The 24,580-nt window shown below is 65.0% G+C and carries 21 protein-coding genes, 1 tRNA gene and 1 pseudogene; 17 read left to right on the top strand and 6 right to left on the bottom strand.

Going from position 1 to position 24,580, the window contains the following annotated elements:
* Positions 1–83: 83 nt before the first annotated feature.
* From AC1DTF_RS14090 to AC1DTF_RS14055, 8 genes and pseudogenes are all read left to right on the top strand, one after another.
* Positions 84–944 carry a ParA family protein gene (locus AC1DTF_RS14090; RefSeq protein WP_200962084.1) on the top strand — a complete coding sequence of 287 codons (861 nt, stop codon included), beginning with the start codon at positions 84–86 and terminating at the stop codon, positions 942–944.
* Positions 941–1,756 carry a segregation/condensation protein A gene (locus tag AC1DTF_RS14085; RefSeq protein WP_057166168.1) on the top strand — a complete coding sequence of 272 codons (816 nt, stop codon included), beginning with the start codon at positions 941–943 and terminating at the stop codon, positions 1,754–1,756. The genes AC1DTF_RS14090 and AC1DTF_RS14085 overlap by 4 nt, the downstream gene beginning before the upstream one ends.
* Entirely contained in the window at positions 1,753–2,487 is a 735-nt protein-coding gene (scpB, locus tag AC1DTF_RS14080; RefSeq protein ID WP_477474508.1) for an SMC-Scp complex subunit ScpB, read from the top strand. Before AC1DTF_RS14085 ends, scpB begins: the two co-directional genes overlap by 4 nt.
* Positions 2,488–2,489: 2 nt before the next feature.
* Positions 2,490–3,233: a pseudouridine synthase gene (locus AC1DTF_RS14075; RefSeq protein WP_477474507.1), complete on the top strand. Its 744-nt coding sequence runs from the start codon at positions 2,490–2,492 to the stop codon at positions 3,231–3,233.
* A pseudogene (cmk, locus tag AC1DTF_RS14070) lies at positions 3,230–3,913 on the top strand ((d)CMP kinase); the annotation flags it as partial. The gene AC1DTF_RS14075 and the pseudogene cmk, both read left to right, overlap by 4 nt.
* Positions 3,913–5,313: a ribosome biogenesis GTPase Der gene (gene der / locus AC1DTF_RS14065; RefSeq protein WP_477474506.1), complete on the top strand. Its 1,401-nt coding sequence runs from the start codon at positions 3,913–3,915 to the stop codon at positions 5,311–5,313. The pseudogene cmk and the gene der, both read left to right, overlap by 1 nt.
* Before the next feature lie 43 nt (positions 5,314–5,356).
* A complete protein-coding gene (locus AC1DTF_RS14060) occupies positions 5,357–6,124 on the top strand; it encodes a sulfite exporter TauE/SafE family protein (protein WP_477474523.1) in 768 nt (255 codons plus the stop codon).
* A 204-nt stretch (positions 6,125–6,328) separates the two neighbouring features.
* The gene (locus AC1DTF_RS14055) at positions 6,329–7,261 is read left to right on the top strand and encodes a sulfite exporter TauE/SafE family protein (protein ID WP_477474505.1); all 933 of its coding nucleotides are present in this window, start codon (positions 6,329–6,331) and stop codon (positions 7,259–7,261) included.
* Here the strand turns inward: AC1DTF_RS14055 and AC1DTF_RS14050 are convergent.
* Entirely contained in the window at positions 7,258–8,748 is a 1,491-nt protein-coding gene (locus tag AC1DTF_RS14050) for a cryptochrome/photolyase family protein (protein ID WP_477474504.1), read from the bottom strand. The genes AC1DTF_RS14055 and AC1DTF_RS14050 overlap by 4 nt on opposite strands.
* Before the next feature lie 102 nt (positions 8,749–8,850).
* Here AC1DTF_RS14050 and AC1DTF_RS14045 point away from each other — a divergent pair.
* Positions 8,851–8,927 (top strand) — tRNA-Pro (locus AC1DTF_RS14045).
* 332 nt (positions 8,928–9,259) lie between these two features.
* Here the strand turns inward: AC1DTF_RS14045 and AC1DTF_RS14040 are convergent.
* The 3 genes from AC1DTF_RS14040 to AC1DTF_RS14030 all read right to left on the bottom strand — a co-directional run bounded on the left by AC1DTF_RS14040 (position 9,260) and on the right by AC1DTF_RS14030 (position 14,023).
* A complete protein-coding gene (locus AC1DTF_RS14040) occupies positions 9,260–11,311 on the bottom strand; it encodes a carboxymuconolactone decarboxylase family protein (RefSeq protein WP_477474503.1) in 2,052 nt (683 codons plus the stop codon).
* 1,205 nt (positions 11,312–12,516) lie between these two features.
* Entirely contained in the window at positions 12,517–13,179 is a 663-nt protein-coding gene (locus AC1DTF_RS14035; protein ID WP_477474502.1) for a nitroreductase family protein, read from the bottom strand.
* Between the two features lie 31 nt (positions 13,180–13,210).
* Entirely contained in the window at positions 13,211–14,023 is an 813-nt protein-coding gene (locus AC1DTF_RS14030) for an SDR family NAD(P)-dependent oxidoreductase (RefSeq protein ID WP_477474501.1), read from the bottom strand.
* 116 nt (positions 14,024–14,139) lie between these two features.
* On the opposite strand from AC1DTF_RS14030, the gene AC1DTF_RS14025 reads away from it, so the two are divergent.
* Positions 14,140–15,741, top strand: coding sequence for a GMC family oxidoreductase (locus AC1DTF_RS14025; RefSeq protein ID WP_477474500.1), 1,602 nt, complete (start codon positions 14,140–14,142; stop codon positions 15,739–15,741).
* 20 nt (positions 15,742–15,761) lie between these two features.
* Here the strand turns inward: AC1DTF_RS14025 and AC1DTF_RS14020 are convergent, their stop codons facing one another.
* Positions 15,762–16,583: a mycofactocin-coupled SDR family oxidoreductase gene (locus AC1DTF_RS14020; RefSeq protein ID WP_477474499.1), complete on the bottom strand. Its 822-nt coding sequence runs from the start codon at positions 16,581–16,583 to the stop codon at positions 15,762–15,764.
* A gap of 1 nt (position 16,584) precedes the next feature.
* A complete protein-coding gene (locus AC1DTF_RS14015; protein WP_477474498.1) occupies positions 16,585–17,772 on the bottom strand; it encodes a cytochrome P450 in 1,188 nt (395 codons plus the stop codon).
* Positions 17,773–17,955: 183 nt separating this feature from the next.
* Between AC1DTF_RS14015 and AC1DTF_RS14010 the strand changes: the two genes are divergently transcribed.
* From AC1DTF_RS14010 to AC1DTF_RS13980, 7 genes are all read left to right on the top strand, one after another.
* Entirely contained in the window at positions 17,956–18,726 is a 771-nt protein-coding gene (locus tag AC1DTF_RS14010; RefSeq protein WP_477474497.1) for an SDR family NAD(P)-dependent oxidoreductase, read from the top strand.
* Positions 18,727–18,823: 97 nt separating this feature from the next.
* A complete protein-coding gene (locus AC1DTF_RS14005; protein WP_477474496.1) occupies positions 18,824–19,567 on the top strand; it encodes an SDR family NAD(P)-dependent oxidoreductase in 744 nt (247 codons plus the stop codon).
* A gap of 51 nt (positions 19,568–19,618) precedes the next feature.
* Complete coding sequence (locus tag AC1DTF_RS14000; protein ID WP_477474495.1) at positions 19,619–19,867, top strand: ferredoxin; 249 nt, start codon at positions 19,619–19,621, stop codon at positions 19,865–19,867.
* Complete coding sequence (locus AC1DTF_RS13995; RefSeq protein WP_477474494.1) at positions 19,864–21,219, top strand: cytochrome P450; 1,356 nt, start codon at positions 19,864–19,866, stop codon at positions 21,217–21,219. The genes AC1DTF_RS14000 and AC1DTF_RS13995 overlap by 4 nt, the downstream gene beginning before the upstream one ends.
* Positions 21,220–21,286: 67 nt before the next feature.
* Entirely contained in the window at positions 21,287–22,150 is an 864-nt protein-coding gene (locus AC1DTF_RS13990) for an SDR family NAD(P)-dependent oxidoreductase (protein ID WP_477474493.1), read from the top strand.
* Positions 22,151–22,157: 7 nt separating this feature from the next.
* Positions 22,158–23,336: an acyl-CoA dehydrogenase family protein gene (locus AC1DTF_RS13985; protein WP_477474492.1), complete on the top strand. Its 1,179-nt coding sequence runs from the start codon at positions 22,158–22,160 to the stop codon at positions 23,334–23,336.
* Between the two features lie 22 nt (positions 23,337–23,358).
* Positions 23,359–24,573, top strand: a complete 1,215-nt coding sequence (locus AC1DTF_RS13980; protein WP_477474491.1) for a sulfotransferase family protein — start codon at positions 23,359–23,361, stop codon at positions 24,571–24,573.
* Positions 24,574–24,580: the final 7 nt, after the last annotated feature.

Raw genomic sequence — 24,580 nt, 5'->3', positions numbered from 1 at the left:
GCAGTACTGGACGGTTATCCACAGTTAGACTCTGCTGCGATGTTCGCCATGGATGAGGGCCACCCGACCTGCGTGGCTGCAGCGTGAGCGAAGACGACGCGGCCCCGGAGATCGGCCTTACCGGCCGCCCGCCCCGCGACATCCCCGAACCCCGCCCCCGCAGCGTGCACGGCCCCGCCAAGGTCATCGCGATGTGCAACCAGAAGGGTGGCGTCGGGAAGACCACCTCGACCATCAATCTGGGCGCCAGCCTGGCCGAATACGGCCGGCGGGTGCTGCTGGTCGACCTGGACCCGCAGGGCGCACTGTCCGCCGGACTCGGGGTGCCGCACTACGAACTCGACCACACCGTGCACAACCTGCTGATCGAGCCGCGGGTGTCGATCGAACAGGTGATCATCAACACCCGGGTCCCCGGACTGGACCTGGTGCCCAGCAATATCGACCTGTCGGCCGCGGAGATCCAGCTGGTCAACGAGGTGGGCCGCGAGCAGTCACTGGCCCGGGCCCTCTATCCGGTGCTGGATCGCTACGACTACGTGCTCATCGACTGCCAGCCGTCGCTGGGCCTGCTCACCGTCAACGGGCTGGCCTGCTCGGACGGCGTGATCATCCCGACCGAGTGCGAGTACTTCTCGCTGCGCGGGCTGGCCCTGCTCACCGACACGGTCGAAAAGGTCAAGGACCGGCTCAACCCGAAGCTGGAGATCAGCGGCATCCTGGTCACCCGGTTCGACCACCGCACCGTCAACGCCCGTGAGGTGATGGCCCGGGTGGTCGAGCGGTTCGGCGATCTGGTGTTCGACACCGTCATCACCCGCACCGTGCGCTTCCCGGAAACCAGCGTGGCCGGTGAGCCGATCACCAGCTGGGCCCCCAAATCCACTGGCGCCCTTGCGTATCGGGCTCTTGCCCGCGAGGTCATCGCCCGGTTCGGGTCGTGACCGAGGCGGCTGCTCCCGAGGCCGCCCAGGGTTTCCAGGTCCGGCTGAGCAACTTCGAGGGACCCTTCGATCTGCTGCTGCAGCTGATCTTCGGGCACCGCCTCGATGTCACCGAGGTCGCGCTGCACCAGGTGACCGACGAGTTCATCGCCTACACCAAGGAGATCGGCCGCCAGCTCGAGCTCGACGAGACGACGGCGTTCCTGGTGATTGCTGCCACACTGCTGGACCTCAAAGCCGCCCGGCTGCTGCCGGCCGGCGAGGTGCACGACGAGGAAGATCTCGCCCTGCTGGAGGTGCGCGACCTGTTGTTCGCGCGGCTGCTGCAGTACCGCGCCTTCAAGCACGTCGCCGAGATGTTCGCCGAACTGGAGGCCGCCGCGCTGCGCAGCTACCCGCGTGCGGTCTCGCTGGAAACGCAGTTCGAAGAGCTGTTACCCGAGGTCATGCTGGGTGTGGACGCCGATCGCTTCGCTCAGATCGCGGCGACGGCGTTCACCCCGCGACCGGTCCCGACGGTGCGCCTGGACCATCTGCACATCCAGTCCGTCTCGGTGCCCGAGCAGGCCAAACGCCTGATGGGGCTGCTGGAAGCCCGGGGCGTGGGGCAGTGGGCGTCGTTTTCCGAGCTGGTCGAGGACTGCGACGGCGCGATGGAGATCGTCGGCCGCTTCCTGGCGCTATTGGAGCTGTACCGGGCCAGGGCGGTAGCATTCGAGCAAGTAGAACCGCTTGGTGTGCTCCAGGTTTCGTGGACCGGAGATCGGCCAACCAACGAACACCTCGCAGCCGCAGTGGAAGAAGACTCATGACCAACGATGTGACCGATACCGAACCGGGCGTCGACCCGGCTCCGGATTCGGACGCCGAGTTGATCGCCGATGAGACCCCGGAACCCACGGTCGAAGCGCTCGACGACGCCGAGTTCCGCTCGGTCATCGAGGCGCTGCTGTTGGTGGTCGACACCCCGGTGACGGTCGAGGCCCTGGCCTCGGCCACCGACAACCCGGAAGACCGGGTGGCGGCCACCCTCGCCGAACTGGCCGCCGAGCTGACCGAGCGGGACAGCGGGATCGATCTGCGTGACGCCGGCGGCGGCTGGCGGATGTACACCCGCGCCCGCTACGCCCCGTATGTGGAGCGGCTGTTGCTGGACGGTTCGCGGTCCAAGCTGACCCGCGCCGCTCTGGAGACACTGGCCGTGGTGGCCTACCGTCAGCCCGTGACCCGCGCCCGGGTCAGCGCGGTGCGCGGCGTCAACGTCGACGCTGTGGTGCGCACCCTGGTGGCCCGCGGTTTGATCACCGAAGCGGGTAACGATTCCGATAGTGGCGCCGTCACTTTCGCCACCACCGAGCTGTTCCTGGAACGGCTCGGATTGTCATCGCTGGCTGATCTACCCGATATCGCGCCCCTGTTGCCCGATGTCGACGTCATCGATGACCTGAGTGAAAACCTCAGTGCCGAACCGCGCTTCGCGAAGCTCGACGGTTCGGCCGCTGTACCCGGCAAGCCGTCGGGTTTCGATGTGGACAAGGACTGATCATGGTCGAACCGGATGGTGTTCGGTTACAGAAAGTGTTGTCGCAGGCGGGAATTGCCTCGCGTCGTGTGGCAGAGCGGATGATTCTGGACGGCCGGGTCGAGGTGGACGGTCGCATCGTCACCGAGCTGGGCACCCGGGTGGACACCGAGAACTCGGAGATCCGGGTGGACGGCACCAGGGTGCAGCTCGACGACACCCTGGTCTACCTGGCGATCAACAAAGAGCGCGGTATGCATTCGACGATGTCGGATGACCGGGGCCGGCCCTGCGTGGGCGATCTGGTGGAGCACCGGGTGCGCGGGAACAAGAACCTGTTCCACGTCGGGCGCCTTGACGCCGAGACCGAGGGACTGCTGATCCTGACCAACGACGGCGAACTCGCGCACCGCCTGATGCACCCGTCCTACGAGGTCCCCAAGACCTACCTGGCCACCGTCGTCGGTTYGGTGCCGCGCGGGCTCGGCAAGAAACTGCGTGCCGGAGTGGAACTGGACGACGGACCGATCGCGCTCGACGATTTCGCGGTCGTCGACACGCTGCCGGGCAAGTCGATGGTGAAGGTCACGCTGCACGAGGGCCGCAAGCGCCTGGTGCGACGGCTGCTGGCCTCGGTGGGCTTCCCGGTCGAGAGTCTGGTGCGCACCAGCATCGGTGCAGTCGAACTGGGCGACACCAGGCCCGGCAACATCCGGGTGTTGACCCGCAAGGAAATCGGTGAGCTGTACCAGGCGGTGGGAATGTGAGTGACGTGCTGACGATCGCCCTGGACGGGCCCGCAGGAACCGGAAAGTCCTCGGTGTCACGCGGATTGGCGCGCACCCTCGGGTTGCGCTACCTGAACACCGGGGCCATGTACCGGATCGTGACGCTGGCGGTGCTGCGTGCGGGGGTGGACACCACCGATGCGCAGCGGGTGGCCGATATCGCGGGCCGCGTGGACCTGGCCGTCGGGTACGACCCCGATGAGGATCGGGCTTTCCTTGCCGGAGAAGATGTTTCGGCCGAGATCCGCGGTGACGCGGTCACCGGTGCGGTATCGGCGGTCTCCGCGGTGCCCGCGGTGCGGACACTGCTGGTGCAGCTGCAGCGCGAGCTGGCGGCCGGCGACGGCGGCGTGGTGGTCGAGGGTCGCGATATCGGCACCGTGGTGCTGCCGGATGCCGACGTGAAGATCTACCTGACGGCGTCGGCCGAGGTACGTGCGCAGCGGCGCCACGCACAGAACATCGCCGGCGGTATCGAGGATTCCTACGAGGCGGTGCTCGCCGATGTGAAGCGCCGCGACCATCTCGATTCCACCCGCGCGGTGTCACCGCTGCGGGCCGCCGAGGACGCGGTGATCGTCGACACCAGCGACATGGACGAAGCACAGGTGATTGCTCACCTGCAGGAGCTGGTACAACAGCGGGCCGGAGCGAACCGATGWGCGAAGACGGCACCTGGTACGACGAAAGCGACTGGGAAGAAGGATCATTCGAGGACGACGGCGGCGAGGAGGACTACGCTCCGCCGCCGGTGCTCGCCGTGGTGGGACGCCCCAACGTCGGCAAGTCCACGCTGGTCAACCGGATCCTCGGCCGCCGCGAGGCCGTCGTCCAGGACATCCCCGGCGTGACCCGCGACCGGGTCTCCTATGACGCCAGCTATCTGGGCCGCCGCTTCGTCGTCCAGGACACCGGCGGCTGGGAACCCGACGCCAAGGGTCTGCAGCAGAAGGTGGCCGAGCAGGCGTCGATCGCCATGCAGACCGCCGACGCCATCGTCATGGTCGTCGACGCCATCACCGGCGCGACGTCGGCCGACGAGGCCGYGGCCAAGCGCCTGCAGCGCGCCGGGAAACCGGTGTTCCTGGCGGCCAACAAGGTTGACAACGAGCGCGGTGAGTCCGACGCCGCCGCACTGTGGTCGCTGGGCCTCGGACAGCCGTACCCGATCAGCGCGATGCACGGCCGCGGCGTCGCCGACCTGCTGGACAGCGTGCTGGAGAAGTTGCCCGAAGCCTCCGAGGTGGCCGGCGGTCCCGGCGGGCCGCGTCGCGTCGCGTTGGTGGGTAAACCCAACGTGGGCAAGAGTTCGTTGCTGAACCGGCTGACCGGTGACGAACGTTCGGTGGTGCACGATGTCGCGGGCACCACCGTGGATCCGGTGGACTCGCTGATCGAGTTGGGCGGAAAGCCTTGGCGTTTCATCGACACCGCCGGGTTGCGGCGCAAGGTCGGTACGGCCAGTGGGCACGAGTTCTACGCCTCGGTGCGCACCCACAGCGCCATCGACGCCGCCGAGGTGGTGGTCGTGCTGATCGACGGCTCGGTGCCGCTCACCGAGCAGGACCAGCGGGTGCTGACCATGGTGATCGAGGCCGGGCGTGCGCTGGTGCTGGCGTTCAACAAGTGGGATCTGGTCGACGAGGACCGGCGCTACCTGTTGGACAAGGAGATCGACCGGGAGCTGGCGCAGTTGCAGTGGGCGCCGCGGGTCAACATCTCGGCCAAAACCGGTCGCGCCGTGCAGAAACTGGTGCCCGCACTGGAAACCGCGTTGCAGTCCTGGGATGCCCGCATCCCGACCGGGCGGCTGAACACCTTCTTCAAGGAGATCGTCGCGGCGACCCCGCCGCCGGTGCGCGGCGGTAAGCAGCCGCGCATCCTGTTCGCCACCCAGGCGGCCTCGCGCCCACCGACGTTCGTGTTGTTCACCAGCGGCTTCCTGGAGGCCGGCTATCGCCGGTTCCTGGAGCGCAAGCTGCGTGAGACCTTCGGATTCGAGGGCAGCCCGATCCGGATCAATGTGCGGGTCCGGGAGAAGCGCTCCGTCCGCAAGTAGCGCACGTCGCGTGAGTAGGGTGGCCACAGTGTCGACCGCTCACATGATTCTGATCGCATTGGCCGGCGTGGGTGCAGGAGCGATCAACGCCATCGTCGGCTCGGGCACCCTGATCACCTTCCCGACCCTGGTCGCTCTCGGCTTTCCTCCGGTCACCGCCACGATGTCGAACGCCGTCGGATTGGTGGCCGGCGGAGTGTCGGGCACCTGGGGGTACCGCCGCGAACTGAGCGGTCAGTGGAGCCGGCTGCGCTGGCAGATCCCGGCCTCACTGCTCGGTGCCGGCGTGGGTGCCTGGCTGCTGCTGCACCTGCCGGAAAAGGTGTTCCAACAGGTTGTGCCGGTCCTGCTGGTGCTGGCCCTGGTGCTGGTGGTGGTCGGCCCGCGCATCCAGGCGTGGGCGCGCCGCCGCGCGGATTTTCTGGGCCAGTCCGCAGATCACGTCAGCGTGGGTCGAATGGCGGCACTGGTCACCGGGACGTTCGCGGTGGGGATCTACGGGGGCTACTTCACCGCGGCTCAGGGGATCCTGCTGATCGCGGTGATGGGGGCGCTGCTGCCCGAAGACATGCAGCGCATGAACGCCGCCAAGAACCTGCTGTCTCTGCTGGTCAACATTGTCGCCGCGATCGCGTACACGGCCGTCGCGTTCGATCGGATCAGCTGGGTCGCGGCCGGTCTGATCGCCGTCGGATCCTTGATCGGCGGATTCCTCGGCGCCCACTACGGGCGCCGGCTCTCGCCGGGTGCGCTGCGCCTGGTGATCGTGGTCGTCGGACTCATCGGGCTGTATCGCCTGCTCACGGTGTAGGGTGACCTGGACTTCAAGCAAGTGACAGGGGACTTCGATGGCTGAGCGTGCGTGCAGCACCGCGCCGTCGGCTCTGTCTGCCCTGGAGCCGTTCTGGCCGTCGCGACGGTCCATGGCGTTCAGCGAATGGTGTTGTCCGCGGGTTTGATTCCGCGTCCACCCTTCACCCAGCCGATTCCCGGCCCCTGAACGAAAGCCGAACCCATGCGTTCGCTCATCATCTTTGCTCTTGTCGGTATCGGCGCCCAGCTCGTCGACGGTGCGCTCGGGATGGCCTTCGGCGTCACGGCCTCGACGCTGCTCGTGCTCACCGGGGTGGCCTCGGCGCAGGCCAGCGCCGCAGTGCATCTCGCCGAGGTCGGCACGACCTTCGCCTCCGGCCTGTCGCACTGGAAGTTCAAGAACATCGACTGGTCGATCGTGGCCAAGCTCGGTGTGCCCGGCGCCATCGGCGCCTTCCTGGGCGCGACGGTGCTGTCCTCGCTGTCCACCGAGGACGCCGCGCCGCTGATGGCCGCGATTCTGCTGGGTATCGGTGTTTACGTGCTGGTCCGGTTCTCGCTCGGCCGCCCGCCCGGACTGAACAAGACCCACACCCCGCACACCGCGAAGTTCCTTGCCCCGCTGGGCGTCTTCGGTGGTTTCATCGACGCTTCCGGTGGCGGTGGCTGGGGACCGGTTACCACCAGCACGCTGCTGTCGCAGGGCAAGACCGCGCCGCGCACCATCATCGGTTCGGTCAGCGCCTCGGAGTTCCTGGTGGCGATCTCCGCGTCGATCGGCTTCGCCATCGGGCTGCGCGAAGAGTTTCTCGACAACCTGCCCATCGTGGCGGGCCTGGCCATCGGCGGCGTGATCGCGGCGCCGTTCGCGGCGTGGCTGGTGACCAAGGTCAGCCCGGCCCTGCTGGGCACCGCCGTCGGTGGCGTGATCGTGCTGACCAACAGCCAGAAGTTGGTCAAGTACTTCGGCATCACGGGCGCGTGGTCGACGGTCATCTACGCGACGATCATCGTGGCCTGGGCGGGTCTGGTCTTCTACGCCTGGCGGTCGTCCAAGGCGCCGGAGTTCGTGCCCGCGGAGCTGGAAGCCGAGGTCGAGACCGACGCGGCGCAGGTCGAGGACACCACGCGTTAGAAACGCTCGCGGGCCGACTCCTGCTCCAGAACTGCTTCGAGGTCGGTGAGCCGGTCCATCGTCGAGACCATGCGTCGGGTCCGGTTGTTGCGGGCCAACAGGTTCCGGTGCCGGTGGGTGAAGGCCCAGTAGCCGGCGGTGAACGGGCACGCATCGTCGCCGACCCGTTTCTTGGGATCGAACTCACAGTCACCGCAATGGTCGCTCATCTTGTTGATGTAGGCGCCGCCGGAGGTATAGGGCTTGGTCGCAAGTAACCCGCCGTCCGCGTGCTGACTCATGCCCACCACGTTGGTGGGCATGACCCAGCGGAAGCCGTCGACGAAGGCGGTGGCGAACCAGTCGGTGAGTTCATCGGGTCGGTAGCCGCGCTGCAGGGCGTGGCTACCGAGCACCATGAGGCGCTGGATGTGGTGGTTCCAGCCGCGGTCCCGGAGGCCTTTGAGGGCGTCGTGCAGGCACCGTGCGGTGACGGCGTCGGCGTCGAGGTCGGCCCACCAGTCCGGCAGTCTGGTGCGGGCGTTGAGTTCGTTGTTCTCGGTGTAGTCCGGTCCGAAGTGCCAGTACAGGTGCCACATGTATTCGCGCCAGCCGAGGATCTGGCGGATGAAGCCCTCCACGGCGGCCAGCGGCGCCTGGTCGTCGCGGTAGGCCTGCTCGGCGGCCTCGACCGCGTCGAGTGGGTGCAGCACGCCGAGGTTCAGGGGCACCGACAGCAGCGAGTGCGACATCGCCCAGTCCTCGCCCATGATGGCGTCCTCGTAGCGGCCGAAGGCGGGCAGCCGGTGCTCGATGAAGCGGGTCAGCGCGCGCTTGGCCTCGGCGGGGGTGACGGCGAACAGCCGCGGTCCGTCGACGCCGACGGTGTCGAGGTTCATCCGGTCCAGGTCGCGGCGGACCTGCTCGTCGATATCGTCCTCGCGCGGCTTGTAGGGGGCGGGCACCTCCAGGGTCTTCTGCTTTTTCGGCGGGGGCTCGCGGTTGTCCTCGTCGTAGTTCCACCGGTTGCCGACGGGATCCTTGCCTTCCATCAGGACATCGAACCGGCGGCGCTGGTCGCGGTAGAAGTCCTCCATCCGGAACCGGGTGCGTTGACCGGCCCACTCCTGGAAGTCCTTGCGGGGCAGGGCGAATGTCGGGGTGGGGAGGATGTCCTTGACGAGACCGTTCTTGCGGAGCCGATGGACGAACTTCTCGGCCGCGTGCGAGGTGGGTTCGTGCACCAGGACGGGACGGTTGAACTGCCGCAGCGCGTCGGTGTAGGTAGCGGCGTGGATGAGGGTGGAGCGCTCGCCGAGGTCTTTGTCGGCATGTCTGAGGGCCGACAGCACCAGATGGAGTTTCTGACGGTGATAGCGGCGCTTGGCCAACGCCGAGGTCGCCTCCACCAACAGCACCTCGCGGTGGGCGTGCTCGCCGCCGTAGGTGGCGGGGCCGAGCTGGTCGGCGAACAGCCACAGGGGAGTGTCATCGCGGGTCTGCGTCACCCGTCGTAGATACCCCGATCCGGGACGGATGACGCGGTTGGGATTTGGGTAGGGGGCTGAGGTAGAGTTTCGACCGCCTACCGGCGATCCCGGAAGGCAACTCGGGCTGTGGCGCAGCTTGGTAGCGCACTTGACTGGGGGTCAAGTGGTCGCAGGTTCAAATCCTGTCAGCCCGACCAAGAAAAACCCGCTCCGACCAGTGTCGGAGCGGGTTTTGCCGTTCCAGAAGGCAACGACATGTTTCCGGCGGCCCATAGGGCCGTCGGGAAAACTCAGTTCGAACGTGTCACTGTCTTCACTGCCGAAGCACTGCAAAGGCCAAGTTGGTCGTCGAGAAATGCCCTCAAGATCCGGCGGCCATCACGTCTATCGGGTGCGTGCCAGCTCCTGATCGCCGTCGTTGCTGACCCGGCGGATCGCACGTTGATTCACCAAGCCGGAGTGTTCGTCTTTCAGGCGCAAGTCGCCCCGGCCGGGGGCCGGGGCGACTTTGGGTTGAGCGGTGCAGCTGCTAAGGCGTCGGTGCCACCGAGGCGGAGGTGGCTGGAATCTCGAGCGCGTTGACCATCATCGCGACACCCAGCTGTGTGCTCGCCATGTGGACGAGGTCAACGACGCCGTCGCGCCCGAATGCCGCCTGGGTTGCGTGGAACAGGTCATTGTTGACCCGGTAGGTCGTGACGAGCTCCCGCACAAACTGCGCGGCGATCAGCTCATCACCGGTCAGCCCCACCGGAGCCTGTCCGCTTGCCAATGCGGTGACGGCTTCCTCGGAGATCCCGGCCAGGCGTGCTGCCGCTGAGTGCGTCTCGATCTGGAACTGCGCGCCCCACAGGCCACCGACCGACAGGTTGACAACTTCCTTGACAGCAGTGGACAGCCGAGCCGAGCTGAGACTGTTGTTGAGGTTATAGACGGCCGATCCGATGGTCGGGTTGTAGAGATAGGCGTTCAGCGGGCCGACGAGCTGATCTGCCTCTGCGTACAGGTCGCCCGCTTTGATCCGCTCGGCCAGCGCCAACTGCTGCGGGGTTGCGGTCGCCGGGTCGAATGTGGGTAGCCGCCCGGGGCCCGCGGTTCCATTTCCCGGGGCAGCGGGTGTCGGTAGGACTCCCGGCCCGGGGGGATCCTCCGGGGCTTGCACTTCGAATGCGTTGAGCAACAGAGAGACCCCGATGTAGGCACCAGCGATGTGGACGATGTCGACGACGCCCGTGTGTCCGAGTGCCGTCACTGCCTCGGCGTAGAGATCGTCGCTGACACGATAGGTCGAGACGAGTTCTTGCACGAACCTCGCCACGATGAGATCGTTGCCGGACAACCCAACCGGCTCTTGCCCGCGCGCCAGAGACTGAATCGCGGCTTCGGGCACGCCCATCGCGCGTCCGAAGATCATGTGGGCGTGCAACTCGAACTCTGAACCCCACTTTCCGCCCACCGAGAGGATCGCAACCTCCCGAAGTCTGGTGGTGATGCTGGAACGCGAAAGCACATTGTTGAGATTGAACAGCGCCGTACCGATCGCGCCGTTGTAGAGATAGACGTTGAGCGGACCCATAGTCTCGCTTGCGTACTCCATGTAGATCTCCGGGAACTGCGCCCTGATGATCTGGTCCAAGAGCCTCATCTGCGCGGCGAGCGCCAATTGCTCCTCGGTCGCGTTCGTCAGATCGAATGCCGGCAGCCGGCCGTTCAGCCCTCCGGTGCCGCCCTCACCGCCTGCTTCGCCTGCGACGCCCTGCGCGCCCGAGGCGCCTCTAGTGCCCGCCCGGCCGAACAGCCCTCCGGAACCGCCCCGGCCGCCGTAGCCTGCCAGACCGTTCAGGCCTCCTGCACCAGCGGCGCCACCCAGGGCATCGCTGTCATCGATGACACCGGAAGCATTGGGCCCGACGATCGCTCCGCCAGTGYCGCCGTAGCCACCAACACCGCCGACACCTGCCGCCCCGCCGGCGCCCCCGTCACCACCGCGCCCCATGAACGCCGAACCTTTGCCGCCCGCACCGCCGACACCACCGGCGCCGCCGACTCCACCGGTGCCACCGGGACCGCCGTCATCTCCACTGCCGATGACGGCATCGATGCCGTGAGCGCCGGCTCCACCCGCACCACCCGCACCGCCGGCGCCACCTTCGCCGCCTTGTCCGAACCAGAGCACGGCGCCGTTGCCTCCGTTGCCGCCGTGCCCACCGTTGTAGCCGTTCCCGCCGCGACCGCCGTTGGCGCCGCTACTTCCTGCATTGCCGTTGATGCCAGCGCCGCCGGCCCCACCGTTGCCGCCGCGACCGCTGAGCAGGCCCGCGTTGCCGCCACGGCCACCGTTGGCGGATAGTCCGCCGGCGCCGCCGTGGCCGCCATTGCCGAACAACAATCCGCTATGGCCGCCGTGGCCACCGGCGATGCCGACCTCGTTGCTGACCCAGCCGTTACCGCCGTTGCCCAGGAGCCAGCCGCCGCTGACGCCGTTGGGATTCGCCGCTGTGCCGTCGGCACCGTTGCAGATGAGACCACAACGTCCGCCGATGGCGAAAAACGAGTTGAACAGTATTCCGGCAGGAGCCATCGGGGACGGGATGTTCGAGGGCGGCGGCGGTGCAGTTGCACCCGCCAGGGCGATCGGTACCGTCCCGGGATCCGTGCTGGCCCGTGCAATCTGACGATCGTGTGAGGGGCGGGGCGTGTCAGCAGTGCGGAGCGCGCTTGTCACCGTGCGGACGCGCAGGGGATGCGATTCGGTGGAGTCGTGGCCTTCGCGATCGGGTTCGTTCGCGAGTTCGCCGTCATCGGTGGCTGCTTCGGCTTTGGTGGAGTCGCGGGAATCCTGGGTATCGCTTGAGCTGTCGGAGACTAGGGTAGTCGGAGTATCGGCGGAGCCATCGTTGGCGTTCTGACGAGCGCCCCGATTGCCCGGGCGGTCGATCGATGCCGGCGTGCGTTTACCGCTGGCAGCAGACTTCGGCGCTGACGACCGAGGGCTCGATGACGTCGAAGATGAGTTGCCTGAGGAATCAGCGCCGCCGTCCGAAGTTTCGGCAGCAGCGACACCGGTTCCGGCCGTGAGTGCGACACCGAGGCCGAATGTGATTGCGCCCAAACGTAGCCACTGACGAGTGGAACCAGCGGCGGCCTGGGTTCGGTTGTTTCTGGCGCTTGCCCCGTGCCCGGTGAACGCGTCCGTGCCGACGGTCGGGGCGGAAACAAAGTGGGCCGGTGCGACTGTGCTGGGTAGCCGGTCGTCGGCACCCGTGAGTCGAGTTGTTTTCGACACGAATCTTCTCCGTTGCGTAGTCATGGGACAAGCACTCAAGGCGGCCGAGTGGATTGTGAGGGAATAGATTTCACAGTGTGTATGTGTTCTGCATTACAGTCAAGGATCCGTTTCTGAACGGCATGCTGTCCGAACACATGGTTGCGGGAATCGCCGCACTGGGGTGCAAATTGTGCAGTTCGGCCCGTGATTGACCACTGCCGCTGAACAGTTCGCGCCCGATAGCTATCCAGGCCTCGCGAGGGTCATCGATTCCAAGCTGGCGCTCTGGCTTGATACGTTGGCGTGCAACGAATTACTGCCGCGAAGCGCGAGTTCTCGCTTGCGCAGCTGACTCACGACACTGATACGCCAAACGAACGCCTGGCCAGATTGCCTGATTTGCAGCTGTTGAAGCCGCCGTCAGGGAGGAGCCAGTGCTTACGGTCGGCGCAGGGTCGACGAATTATCACCCGACCGGCCGAGTTCACAGTGCCCGGCGACGCGATGCATCCGATCTCTTATCTGGAATCCCATTGGTTCCAGTGAGATACGCTCTCGGGAGGCAATCTGTTGGCCGGCCTGAAATCGGTGCCCTTGGTGTAGGCGATGGGGAACAGGCCGACCTGGCTGTACTCGTCGTAGGGCAAGCCTAAAATGTCGGCCACCTTCTTCTCTCCACCGCCGAACAGATGCAGGGTGGTCCAGCATGTTCCCAGTCCGCGTGAACGCAACGCCAGACAGAAACTCCACGTCGCGGGGATCACCGACGCCCAGAACGTGGCACCCGTTCCGGTGGGGCCTTTCTCGGAGCGTCCCCGTTGGCAGGGAATCAACAGAACCGGTGCGTCCTGCATGTGATCGACGAGGTATGCACCCGATTTCGCGGTCCGCGAGGGTGTTTCGGTTGCGCCGAACGATGTGGAATGCGCGTCGATTGCGGCTCGGTTGGCTCGATAGACGTCGGCGATCGCGGCCTTCTTTGCCGGATCGTCGACGAATATCCATTGCCAGTCCTGTGAGTCGGATGCACTCGGTGCCTGCACGGCAAGTCTGAGGCAGTCCATCAGAATATCTCGTGGCACAGCCTTTTCGAAGTCAAGACGAAGGCGCACTGCTCGTGTGGTGGAAAGAACATCGTCGACGCTGAGGCCGATGTCATTGATCCTCAATGGGTTACTCATCTCAGTTCGGTGACCATCGAGTCTGTCTTCATCAGCCGAACTGCGTCTTGCCGCCATCGACGACCAACGATTGGGCAGTGATGTAAGAAGATTCACCGCTCAACATGAAGACGGTGGCGTAGGCGATGTCCCATGCCGACGCCTGGCGTCCCAGCGGCCACTTGATCTTTGTGCGCATCTGCACGAGCTGGTCGCCGACGCGGCCCAGGGGAGTGTCCACCGCGCCGGGAATGACGTGGTTGGCCCGTATTCCGCGTGGGGCACCCTCGAGTGCGACGTGCCGGCACAAACCGTTCAACGCGGTCTTCGATGAGTCATAGGCGGGCAACCGGGTGCCTGCCCGGATGCCCGCCGCCGAACCGATGTAGACGATCGCGCTTCCGTCGGCGAGTAGGGGCATCGCCGCGCGGGTGGTGAGAAAGTGCGAGCGCACGTTCACCGAGAAGACGTCATCCCAGATCTCGGGGGTGGTGTCGGCCAATCCACCGCCTGCGCCGTATCCGACGTTGGCGACCATGCCGTCAAGGCCGCCGAGTTCGTCGTGTGCCGTTTGGATGAGTTCCGTGCACTGCGCGGCGTCCCGAACATCCGCGACGATGGTCACGGCCTTCGTGCCCTCGGCGGAGCAGAGTCGGGCCGTCTCGTCGGCGGCTTCACGGTCGCGGTCGACGCACGCGACGGCGGCGCCCTCCCGCGCACACAGTACGGAAATGGCGCGACCGTTTCCGACCGTGACCTCGGGGTCCGGGGAGGGTTGTGAGCCGGCCCCGATGACCACGATCCGGCGACCGGTGAGCCGGCCGCGCCCGGGTGCGGTTCCCAATGTCTCTTCCGTCAGCGCCACTAGGACAGGCTAGCACCGTGCTGTACGTACGTACAGCCCAGGGCGTGACGCAGGTATGCTAGTGCTGTACGTTCGTACGGCACGCGGGCGGAAAGTATCGGCAGGAGAAAAGTCGGATGACAGCGTACGACTACATCATCGCAGGCGCGGGATCGGCCGGTTGTGTACTGGCCAACCGGTTGTCGGAGGACCCAGGCGTATCCGTGCTGCTGCTGGAGGCCGGCGGATCGGACCTCAATCCGCTGTTCGCTGTGCCCAAGGGTGCCGGCAAGCTCTTCGACAGCGAGAAGCACATGTGGCACTACTCGACGACACCGTTCGGCCCCGACCGCCACACCGAGCAATGGATGCGCGGCAAGGTCCTCGGAGGATCGAGTTCGATCAACGGGATGATCTACAACCGCGGAACCCGTGCCGACTGGAACGCCATGGAAAGCCTCGGGAACAAGGGCTGGGGCTGGGACGGCATGCTCCCCATCTTCAAAGGGTTCGAGGGCAACGAGTTCGGTCCCTCACCCACACGCGGCGCTGACGGGCCGCTGCACATCTCGGTGCCCCGCGACCCCGACCCGCTGTGCCAGGAGATGTTGGCATCCGGTGCCGCGGTCGGCCTGCAGGTGGTCGAGGACATCAACGAGCATGACGGCGAACGCATCGGCTACGCCACCTCCACCATCAAGAACGGCAGGCGCGTCAGTGCCGCCACCGCATTTCTCAAACCCGCGCGCGGCCGCTGCAATCTCACAGTGCGGACAGGGACCGTGGTGGAGCGGCTTGTTTTCGAGGCCGGCCGCGCTGTGGGCCTGACGGTCCTGCGCAAGGGCGGTCGTGAAACGGTGCGCGCATCCCGCGAAATCATCGTTGCACTCGGCAGCCTCAACAGCCCACGGCTGCTGCAGATGTCGGGTATCGGACCGCGCAGCGTGCTGAATGCCGCCGGTGTCGATATCTACCTCGAGCGCGAGATGGTGGGACGGGGCGTGCGTGAACACCGTTGCGCGACGCTACGTTTGCAGCTGCGCGAGGACCTCGGCTACAACCGTCAGCTGGCCACCAATTTCGGGCAAGCCATGACCAGTGCGAAGTATCTCGCCACACGCAAGGGACCGCTGGCCGCACCGTCCTTCGACATCGTGGGCTTCGCCAAAGCCCAGCCCGATGCCGAGCGTCCCGATGCCCAGTTGATGATGGGTCCCTGGACCATACCGCCCTACAACGTCGGCGAACCGGTGGCCATCGAACGCCAGGCCGGCATCTCCTGCCTGGGAATGGTGCTGCGCCCGACCTCGCAGGGATCCATCGAGATCGTCTCCAGCGCGCCGGACACCGCCGTACGGATCGACCCGAACTACCTCGACACCGACTACGACCGCACCGCCACCGCCAACATGGTGCGCATGATGCGCACGATCTACGAGCAGTCGCCGATCGCCGAGCGCATCAGTCACGAGACATTCCCAGGGCCACGCGTGCAGAGCGACGAGGAGTTGGTCGACAGCGTGCTCGCCGGCGGCTACTGCGGCTATCACGCAGCAGGCAGCCTGGCCATGGGGCCCAACGATGACGATGTGGTCGACGACCAATTGCGGGTACGCGGCATCGACGGGCTTCGGGTGGTCGACTGCTCGGTGCTGCCCACGATGGTGGCGGGCAACCTGAACGGACCGATCATGGCCACTGCTTGGCGCGCAGCCGATCTGATCAAGGCTGCCCGGTAGCGACCCAAGGGCAGTGTCGGCTACATGACCGCGAACCCGGCATCCACCGGCATCGTCATCCCGGTGATGTAGCGGGCACCGTCGCTGATCAAGAACAGCACGGCGTTGGTGACATCCTGCGGTTCGACGTAGGGCACGGGCAGCAGGTTACCGGCCATGGCGCTGCCCTCCGGGTTGGCCGCGAACATGTCCGCCATGTGCTGGTTGAAGATCATCGGAGTCGCAACACCGGTCGGGTGCACAGTGTTCACCCGAATATTGTGGTCCGCGTAGGCGTATGACGCGGAGCGCATCAGCCCGACCACGCCGTGCTTGGACGCAGCGTAGGCGAAAGTCGCCGCACTACCGTCGCCCCCGCGGCCGACCAAACCCTGCATGGAACTGATCAGCACCATGGAACCACCGACGCCGCCGCGGATCATCGACGGGGCGGTCGCGGCGATCGTGTGCCAGACACCGGACAGGTTTGTCTCGACGATGTCGCGATACACCTCTTGGTCGAGCGGGTCGGTCAGCCCCATCCCCACCACACCCGCATTGGCAATGACGATGCTGACGTTGCCGAGAACGCTGGTGCCGTGGTCGATGGCGGCTTGGAGGGCGCCGAGATCACGCACATCGGCGACCGCGGCCACCACCCGAGCGCCTTCGGCTCGGACCAAGTCTGCGGTCTCCTCCAGGTCGGCTTTCGTGGCCAACGGGTACGGGATGGAATCCATATCGGCGCAACGGTCTATCGCGATGATGTCGACGCCTTCGCCCGCCAACGCGACCGCGTGACTACGGCCCTGACCGCGTGCCGCTCCTGTGACGACGGCTACCCGGCGTGGTGACTCTGACATGTCAGCCGACGATCGCCGGCATAGTGTCCCAGCCGCGCACGGTAGATGTCCGTGAGCGGGTTGCGCCGGTCATGTCGACCTCCCATGTGGGCCAGCGCTTAAGCACCTCTTCGAGGGCGACTCGGCCCTCCAGGCGCGCGAGCGGGGCGCCGACGCAGAAGTGCGCGCCGCGACCGAACGTCAAGTGGCCTCCCGGCTTACGGCGGATATCGAAGCGATCCGGGTCGGCGAAGTGGCGCTCGTCGCGGTTGGCCGAGGCCAGCATGATCAACAGAGGGCTGCCGGCGGGCACCACCTGGTCTTGAAAGCTGACATCGTCGGTGGCGATGTAGCGGGCGACGTGCGGACCTGGCGGTTCGAAGCGCAATAGTTCCTCGATGGCCAGCGGGATCTTCGACGGGTCGGCGGCCAGCTCGGCGCGTTGGTCGGGGTGTTCGGCCAGCACCTTGCCCATCCAGCCGAACAACCGGCCGGTCGTCTCGACCCCGGCCCCGGCGACCACGGCCAGGAAGACGATGAGCTCCTGTTTGTGCAGCTTGCGGGTGGTGCCGGTCTCGTCCTCGAACTCGACGTTGAGCAACTCGGTGATCAGGTCGTCGGAAGGGTTCTTCTCGCGCCATTCAACATACTCGCCGAACATTTCTCCGGTGAAGTAGCGGTCCTTTCGGATCTCCATCGGCTTACCCGACTCGTTGCGCAGCACCTGGTTGGCGTGCTCGCGCACCGCTGGCTGCTCGGAGTCTGGAATGCCGGCCAGCATGCCGATGGTGCGCATCGGGAGTTCCGCGCCTAGGTCCGTCACGAAGTCGAAGCGACCGCCGTCGACGAGTGGATCCAGGCATGCGATGCAGAAATTACGGATCTTATCTTCGATCGCACGCATCTTCTTGGGGGTGAAGGCACGCCCGACGATGGCGCGGTGGATCGTATGCAGTGGCGGGTCTTCGTTGATGAAGATTCCTGGGGGCATCACCGGGTCGGCCATCACAACTTCGAGGATGTCGCCTTTCGCAGAGCTGAGCCGGGTGGTGTCTTTGAGCGCCGCGTCGACGTCGTCATAACGGCTGATGCCCCAGAAGTCGTGTTTTTCGTTGTAATAGACCGGCATTTCATCCCGAAGCCGCTTGTAGGTCGGGTACGGGTCGAGGTCGATGTCGAAGTCCCAGGGGTCGTAGTACAAGTCGCTCAACGCGGCCTCCTCGGCAGGGTGGGGCAGAAGTAAGGGCTGATGCTGTACGACCGTACAGCAGCTGGTGTTTTCACGGCAACCAAGCTGACTTCCTGGATGCGCGCTGTGCTGATGCTATACGCTCGTACAACACGCGGTGGCGGATCCGAAGATCGACACCGCCAAAGACCCAGGAGTAATGCAGTGGACGATCGGTTCGCCCTCGATGGCCGTGTGGCCCTGATAACCGGTGGCGGCACCGGAATCGGCCGGGCTTCGGCCCTGGTGCTCGCCGAACGCGGCGCAGATGTCGTGTTGGCCGGGCGCCGGTCTGGTCCGCTGGAATCGACAGCCGAGGAGATTCGCCAGTTGGGGCGGCGTGCCTTGGTCGCACCCAGCGATGTCACGTCGGCGGACGCATGTCGCGCTCTCGTTGACACCACGGTCGGAGAGTTCGAAAGTCTGGACATCTTGGTCAACTGTGCCGGCGGTGCCGAAACCAAATCGATCATGAAATGGCCCGACGACGACTTCGAGCGCACCCTGGCGCTGAACTTCGGCTCCGTCTGGCACCTGTCCAAAGCAGCCGCGAAACCCATGTTCGCCCAGGGCAAGGGTGCCATCGTGAACATATCGTCCGGGGCCAGCCTGCTGGCGATGCCGCAGGCCGCTCCCTACAGCGCGGCCAAGGCGGCCGTCAACGCGATGACCGGGTCGATGGCGGCGGCGTGGGCCAAGAAAGGCGTTCGTGTCAACGCGATCGCGGTCGGCGCCGTCCGTGCCGCCACGCTCACCGACGATGCCGCCAGATATGGCCTGGATCCCGAGGCGATCGCCATGTCGAATGGTCTGGGCAGGTTAGGGGAGCCAGATGAGATCGGTTACGGCGTACTATTTTTCGCCTCCGATGCGTCCAGTTTTTGTTCCGGTCAGACGTTGTACATGCATGGTGCGCCCGGCCCGGCCGGCGTTTAGGCGGCCGGAGGCGGCCCAACCTTGTGCGTTTTTCCCTCGATGCGCTATACATTCGTACAGCACAATGATGTGGCCGACCAGACCGGAGGAATGTGACGTGACCCGTGTAGCTGTGGTGACCGGAGGAGCCTCAGGCTTGGGGCGGGCGATCTCGACGGCCCTGGCCCGCGACGGCCACAAGGTGGCCGTACTCGACATCAATGCCGAAGCTGCCGATGAAGTCGCTGCCGAACTGCAGAAGCTTGGCACCCAGGCGCGAGGTATTGGAGTCGACGTCTCCGATGAGCGTGGTATCCAGGCGGCCTTCGAGACTGTGCGCAGTCAACTGGGTCCGGTCGAGATCCTGGTGACGAGCGCGGCGATCGCCGGCTTCACCCGTTTCGACCAAATCACCCTGGAGGAGTGGAACCGTTATTTGGCAGTCAATCTCACCGGTACGTTTCTGTCGGTTCGTGCGGCGCTGAACGATATGGTGGCCGCCAGATGGGGGCGCATCGTGACCATCTCCTCGGCTGCGGGTCAGCAAGGTGCGCCCAGGCAGGGGCACTACTCCGCATCCAAGGGCGGAGTTATCGCAATGACCAAGACCCTCGCCATCGATTACGCCGCCAAGGGCATCACCGCGAACTCCGTGCCGCCCTTCGTCATCGACTCGCCCATGCTGCGTCAGCAGCAGAGTGAAGGCAAACTGCCACCGACCGAGTTTCTGACACAGGCGATCCCGGCCCGCAGGCTCGGTGTTGCCGAGGATGTGGGCGCAATCTGCGCTTTCCTCTGCTCAGAGCCAGCCGGCTATATCAACGGTCAGGTCATCGGCGTCAATGGTGCGGCCGTGGTCTGACCCGTACATCGTCCATGTGACACACCAGACGACAGAGATGAAGGAGGCAGAATGCGCGTTCGTGTAGACGCCGGTCGCTGCCAGGGCCACACGCTGTGCGCAATGATCGCTCCGGAGTCATTCGAGTTGGATGACGTTGACGGGCATGCACATCCCATCCACAACGAGGTTCCCGAGCAACAACACGCGGTGGTGCGAGAAGCCGCGCAGTCATGCCCCGAACAGGCGATCACCGTGATGATCGAACATCTCACCCGGGCGCGCGCCGCCCACGGCGCGCCGGCGGAAGGCGAGCGATGACCACAGCACCCGACAACGGCGACACCACACTGAGTTTTAGATTCGACCGCCACACCCCGGAATACCGCGAGAACTTCCTGGACATCACCCATGAGATGCACGCCAAGTGTCCGATCGCGTGGACTGAGACCTACGAGGGGCATTGGGTCGCTGCCGGTGGTCAAGAGGTCTTCAACCTTGCTCGGTGTCCGCACGTCTCCAACGACCACGATGTGCATAATCAGCGTCGCGGGTACAAGGGAATCTCGATCCCGAAGATGATTGACTCCGAGGGTTTTCGCGGCGGGATGCTGGAGATGGACGATCCCGAGCACCGGTACTATCGCTCGGCGCTCAATCCGTACCTGTCTCCTGCCGCCGTCCGGCGGTGGGAGCCGTTTGTTGATGAGATCGTGCGGGCTTGCATCGACGACCACATCGAGAGCGGCCAGATCGATTTCGTCGATGACTTGGCCAACGTCGTTCCCGCTGTCCTGACGTTGGCGATGCTTGGCGTGCGGCTGGAGAAATGGACCCTCTACAACGAGCCTGCCCACGCTTCGGTTTATACGGCGCCCAACTCTCCGGACTCCGGCCGAATCCGAGACTTGTATATGAACATGGTGGTTGACCTGTTCACCAACCTCGCCGAGATCCGCGAATCTCCGCGCCCGGGCATCATCAATGCTTTGGCCGAGTTGCGGATCGACGACGAGCCGCCGGCGGACATCGAGTTGATCGGGATGCTGAATCTACTGATCGGCGGTGGTTTCGATACCACGACCGCCCTGACCGCGCACGCTCTGGAGTGGTTGTCCGCGAACCCCTTGGAGCGCAGCCGGCTCAGCACTCAGCGCGATACCTTGCTTAACCCGGCCACCGAAGAGTTCCTTCGATACTTCACGCCCGCCCCGGGTGATGCGCGCACGGTCTCCGAGGCCGTCGACGTAGGCCAGGCTCGGCTGCGGGAAGGGGACCGGCTGTGGCTGTCCTGGGCTATGGCGAACCGGGACCCAAAGTTATTCGACAAACCTGACACGATCTTGCTGGACCGTAAGGCCAACCGACACTTCAGTTTCGGGCTAGGGGTGCATCGTTGCATCGGTTCCAATGTTGCCCGCACCGTGTTCAAGTCAATGGTGACGGCTGTGATGGACAGGATGCCGGACTATCAGTGTGATGCTTCGGGGGCCGTGCATTACGACTCCATCGGAGTGATCCAGGGCATGCGGCATCTGCCCGCCACCTTCACGCCTGGCAAGCCGCTAGGGCCGGGAGTCGAGGAGACCGTGACCCGGCTGCAGAAGATCTGCGAAGAGCAGGAACTGGCCAGACCCATCACCGAGCGCAAGGACTCGGCGCGTATCGAATGAGTCCGCCACTGCCATTCCTGATCTGAAGCATCAACCAACTGTGCGAGTACGAGATTGGAAGCTAGTAATGCCCGATGACAGTGTTGTGGCAGTAGTGACCGGTGCCAGTCGGGGAGCCGGAGCCGGTATCGCTCACGCTCTCGGGAAACACGGCTGCACCGTCTACGTCACCGGCCGGACCGAGACGGACAGTTCGTCGTCCCAGTCCGGAACTATTCAGCAGACGGCCGATCTGGTGACTGCCGCCGGCGGGCAAGGTATACCCGTGCGGGTCGACCACGCCGAAGACGAACAGGTGAAAGCCCTGTTCGACAGGATCGCCGAGGAACACGGAAAAATCGACATCCTCGTGAACAATGCCGCGATCATCCGCGACGAGATGATGGGACGCACCAAGTTCTGGCAGGAACCGTTGAACGTGATCGACACTCTCGGCGTCGGCTTGCGCAGCAGCTACGTTGCGACGGTCTATGCCGCACCGCTGATGCTCGACCAGCCCAAGGGCTTGGTGGCGTTCACGTCATCCTCGGGCGGCACGCACTACGCCTTCGGGCCGGCGTACGGAGTGCCGAAGGCCGGCATCGACAAGATGGCTGCCGACATGGCCTACGACCTGCGTGATTTCGGTATTGCCGCGGTGTCGATCTGGATGGGTTCGCTGCTGACGGACCGGGTGCGCGCCATCGTCGCGAGCAAACCGGAGAAGTTCGGGCACATTCTCGATACCGCCGAGACTCCGGAGTTGACTGGGCACGTCATGTGGGCGCTTTACCAGGATCCCGCGCTGATGGAACTCAGCGGGCGGACGCTGATCGGTGCCGAACTGGCGGTCAAATACGGCATCCTGGACGAAGGAGATCGTCAACCACCCTCTTACCGAGACATGTTCGACGTCCACCCGTACGCCCAGTATCCGCACGTGATGCGGTGAGCCGCAGATGCAACTGAACTTCGATGCCGATGTCGAGGAATTTCGTCGCGAGTTCATTGACTTCCTCAGCGCACACCTACCGGCAGAAGCCGAAGCGGCCGCAGAGCGGTCGAGTTCGAGCGCGCACGTACCAGAATGGGCGCGAAGATGGCAACGGACACTGTTCGACCACGGGTGGCTACAGCCCGCGTACCCAACTGAGTTCGGCGGACGCAACGCCACCGTCGTCCAGCAGTACGTCTACTTCGAAGAGCTGTCGCGGCGGCGCGTGTATCAGAGCTACAACCCTCAAGGCGTGGGTATTATCGCCGCTTCGCTTATCCAGTTCGGGACGCCCGAACAGCAACGACGGTGGGCGATTCCGATTCTGCGGGCGGAGATCACCGCATCCTTGGGAATGAGCGAGCCCGGCGCCGGTTCGGATCTGGCGTCGCTGCGCACCCGCGCAGTGCTCGATGGTGATCACTTCGTGGTCAACGGTCAAAAAGTGTGGACATCGGGCGCGCATGACGCGGACCTGCTGTTCACCCTGGTGCGCACCGACCCTGCGGCGGCCAAGCATGCCGGGATCAGTGCGCTGGTGATCCCGACCGATCTCGATGGCGTGACCAGGCGTCCGTTCGCGTCTGTCTGCGGCCTCGACGATGTCGATTTCAACGAGGTGTTCTTCAGCGATGTCCGGGTGCCGGCAGAGAATCTTGTCGGGCAGCTCAACCAAGGCTGGAAAGTCGCGAACGGATCGCTCGGCCATGAACGCACACTGCTGTGGCTCAGCTACTCAGAACGGTTGGAGGAGTTCATCTCGGACTGGAAGCCGACGACTCCGCTGGATCGGGACGCCTACGCCACGCTGGTGATGGACAACTGGGCCTTGCGGCTGCTGGGCTCGGCTGAATTGAGCCGGGCGAACCGGGGAGTCGGGGACCCGGCATCGATGTCAGTGCTCAAACTCCTTGGTTCGGAGGCGATTCAGGCTGCCGCCGACGCGGCGCTGGTGTCGACTGGACCGTCCGGACTGTGCGACCCGGAACAGACCGGTGCGTTCGCTCCGTTTCATCTGGACTGCTACACCAGCAGCTGGTTCTCGCGGTACCTGCGAAGTTTCGGTGCCACCATTGCTGGCGGTACGTCGGAGATTCAGCGCAACATCATCGCGCAGCGGGTTCTGGGTCTGCCCCGCGCATAGTTCACCGAAGTCGCCAGTAGCGATGCTGTACGAGTGTACAGTGCAATGTATGGGTGCACACTCGGGTGCTGTCACTATCAGCGCCGAACAGCTTGTCGATACGGCTACCGAAGCGACCGGTTTGACCGACTTCGGTGACGATGCCTGGCGGGAAGGTCTGGACCGACTGGTCGATGCGTTGGCCGGCGAGGCGCATCTGAACGAGGTGGGCGTTGCCGCGGCCGCCAAGGAGATCAAGTACCTGCTCACCGCGAGACTGGGGATTGTCGCCCATGCTGCGGTACATCCCGAGGTGGCCAGAACCGATGTTGTTCCGCCACTGGTGATCATCGGGCAGGCGCGCACCGGCACGACGATCCTGCACGACCTGCTGGCCCAAGACCCGGTGGCGCGCGTTCCGCGGACATGGGAGGTCGAGCGCCCGTGTCCACCTCCGGAGGTGGACACCTATGACAGCGACCCGCGGATCGCCGCGGTGAATGCACGAATCGCAGCGGTGGGCGCGGTGATGCCCCAGCTGCTCGGCATGCATCCGATGGGGGCGGAGCTGGGGCAGGAGTGTGTGTGCATCACCACCTCTGACTTCCGCAGTATCTTATTCGCCACCGAATATCGCATCCCGTCATACGCACGTTGGCTTTTCGGCGACGCTGATCACGCGCCGGCATATCGCTGGCACCGGATGTTCCTGCAGCATCTACAGCACCGACACCCGACAAACCGGTGGGTGCTCAAGTCGCCAGGACATATCTGGACTCTCGATGGACTGATGGGGGAATACCCCAATGCCCAGCTCGTACAGACGCATCGCGATCCGCTGCGGATCATCGCCTCGGTGACATCGATGTACACCACGCTGCGTGGAGTCACCAGCAACACGGTGGATCCCACCGATATCGCCGCGGAGTGGGCGCACTACATCATGGATGGTCTGAACCGTTCGGTCACTGCCCGCGAAAACGGCACTGTCGGGACAGATCAGGTCGTGGACATCAACTTTCGTGACTTCATGTCCGACCAGGTGGGAGCCGTGGCCCGCGTGTACGACAAATTCGGCATGCCGTTCACCGACGATCTCCGCGCCGGTGTCACCGATTTTCTGGACTCACACCCGCAGGACAAGCACGGCGGGCATCGCTATACGTTCGCTGCCACCGGTCTTGATGAAGGGGAGTGGCGGGAACGCGCGCGCCGCTACCAGGAGTACTTCGACGTTCCGTCTGAGAGGTTGGACTGACCATGGC

It is taken from the genome of Mycobacterium sp. P4_H6 (assembly GCF_056400845.1).
Note: the sequence above shows the minus strand (reverse complement) of the source record. Positions and strands in the feature narration are given on the sequence as shown.

Excerpts from the sequence above, each read along its gene's own strand:
- scpB (WP_477474508.1), top strand. The coding sequence starts at position 1,753 with ATGACCAACGATGTGACCGATACCGAACCGGGCGTCGACCCGGCTCCG.
- AC1DTF_RS14060 (WP_477474523.1), top strand. The coding sequence starts at position 5,357 with ATGATTCTGATCGCATTGGCCGGCGTGGGTGCAGGAGCGATCAACGCC.
- AC1DTF_RS14055 (WP_477474505.1), top strand. The coding sequence starts at position 6,329 with ATGCGTTCGCTCATCATCTTTGCTCTTGTCGGTATCGGCGCCCAGCTC.
- AC1DTF_RS14035 (WP_477474502.1), bottom strand. The coding sequence starts at position 13,179 with ATGAGTAACCCATTGAGGATCAATGACATCGGCCTCAGCGTCGACGAT.
- AC1DTF_RS14025 (WP_477474500.1), top strand. The coding sequence starts at position 14,140 with ATGACAGCGTACGACTACATCATCGCAGGCGCGGGATCGGCCGGTTGT.
- AC1DTF_RS14020 (WP_477474499.1), bottom strand. The coding sequence starts at position 16,583 with ATGTCAGAGTCACCACGCCGGGTAGCCGTCGTCACAGGAGCGGCACGC.
- AC1DTF_RS14000 (WP_477474495.1), top strand. The coding sequence starts at position 19,619 with ATGCGCGTTCGTGTAGACGCCGGTCGCTGCCAGGGCCACACGCTGTGC.
- AC1DTF_RS13995 (WP_477474494.1), top strand. The coding sequence starts at position 19,864 with ATGACCACAGCACCCGACAACGGCGACACCACACTGAGTTTTAGATTC.
- AC1DTF_RS13990 (WP_477474493.1), top strand. The coding sequence starts at position 21,287 with ATGCCCGATGACAGTGTTGTGGCAGTAGTGACCGGTGCCAGTCGGGGA.
- AC1DTF_RS13985 (WP_477474492.1), top strand. The coding sequence starts at position 22,158 with ATGCAACTGAACTTCGATGCCGATGTCGAGGAATTTCGTCGCGAGTTC.
- AC1DTF_RS13980 (WP_477474491.1), top strand. The coding sequence starts at position 23,359 with ATGCTGTACGAGTGTACAGTGCAATGTATGGGTGCACACTCGGGTGCT.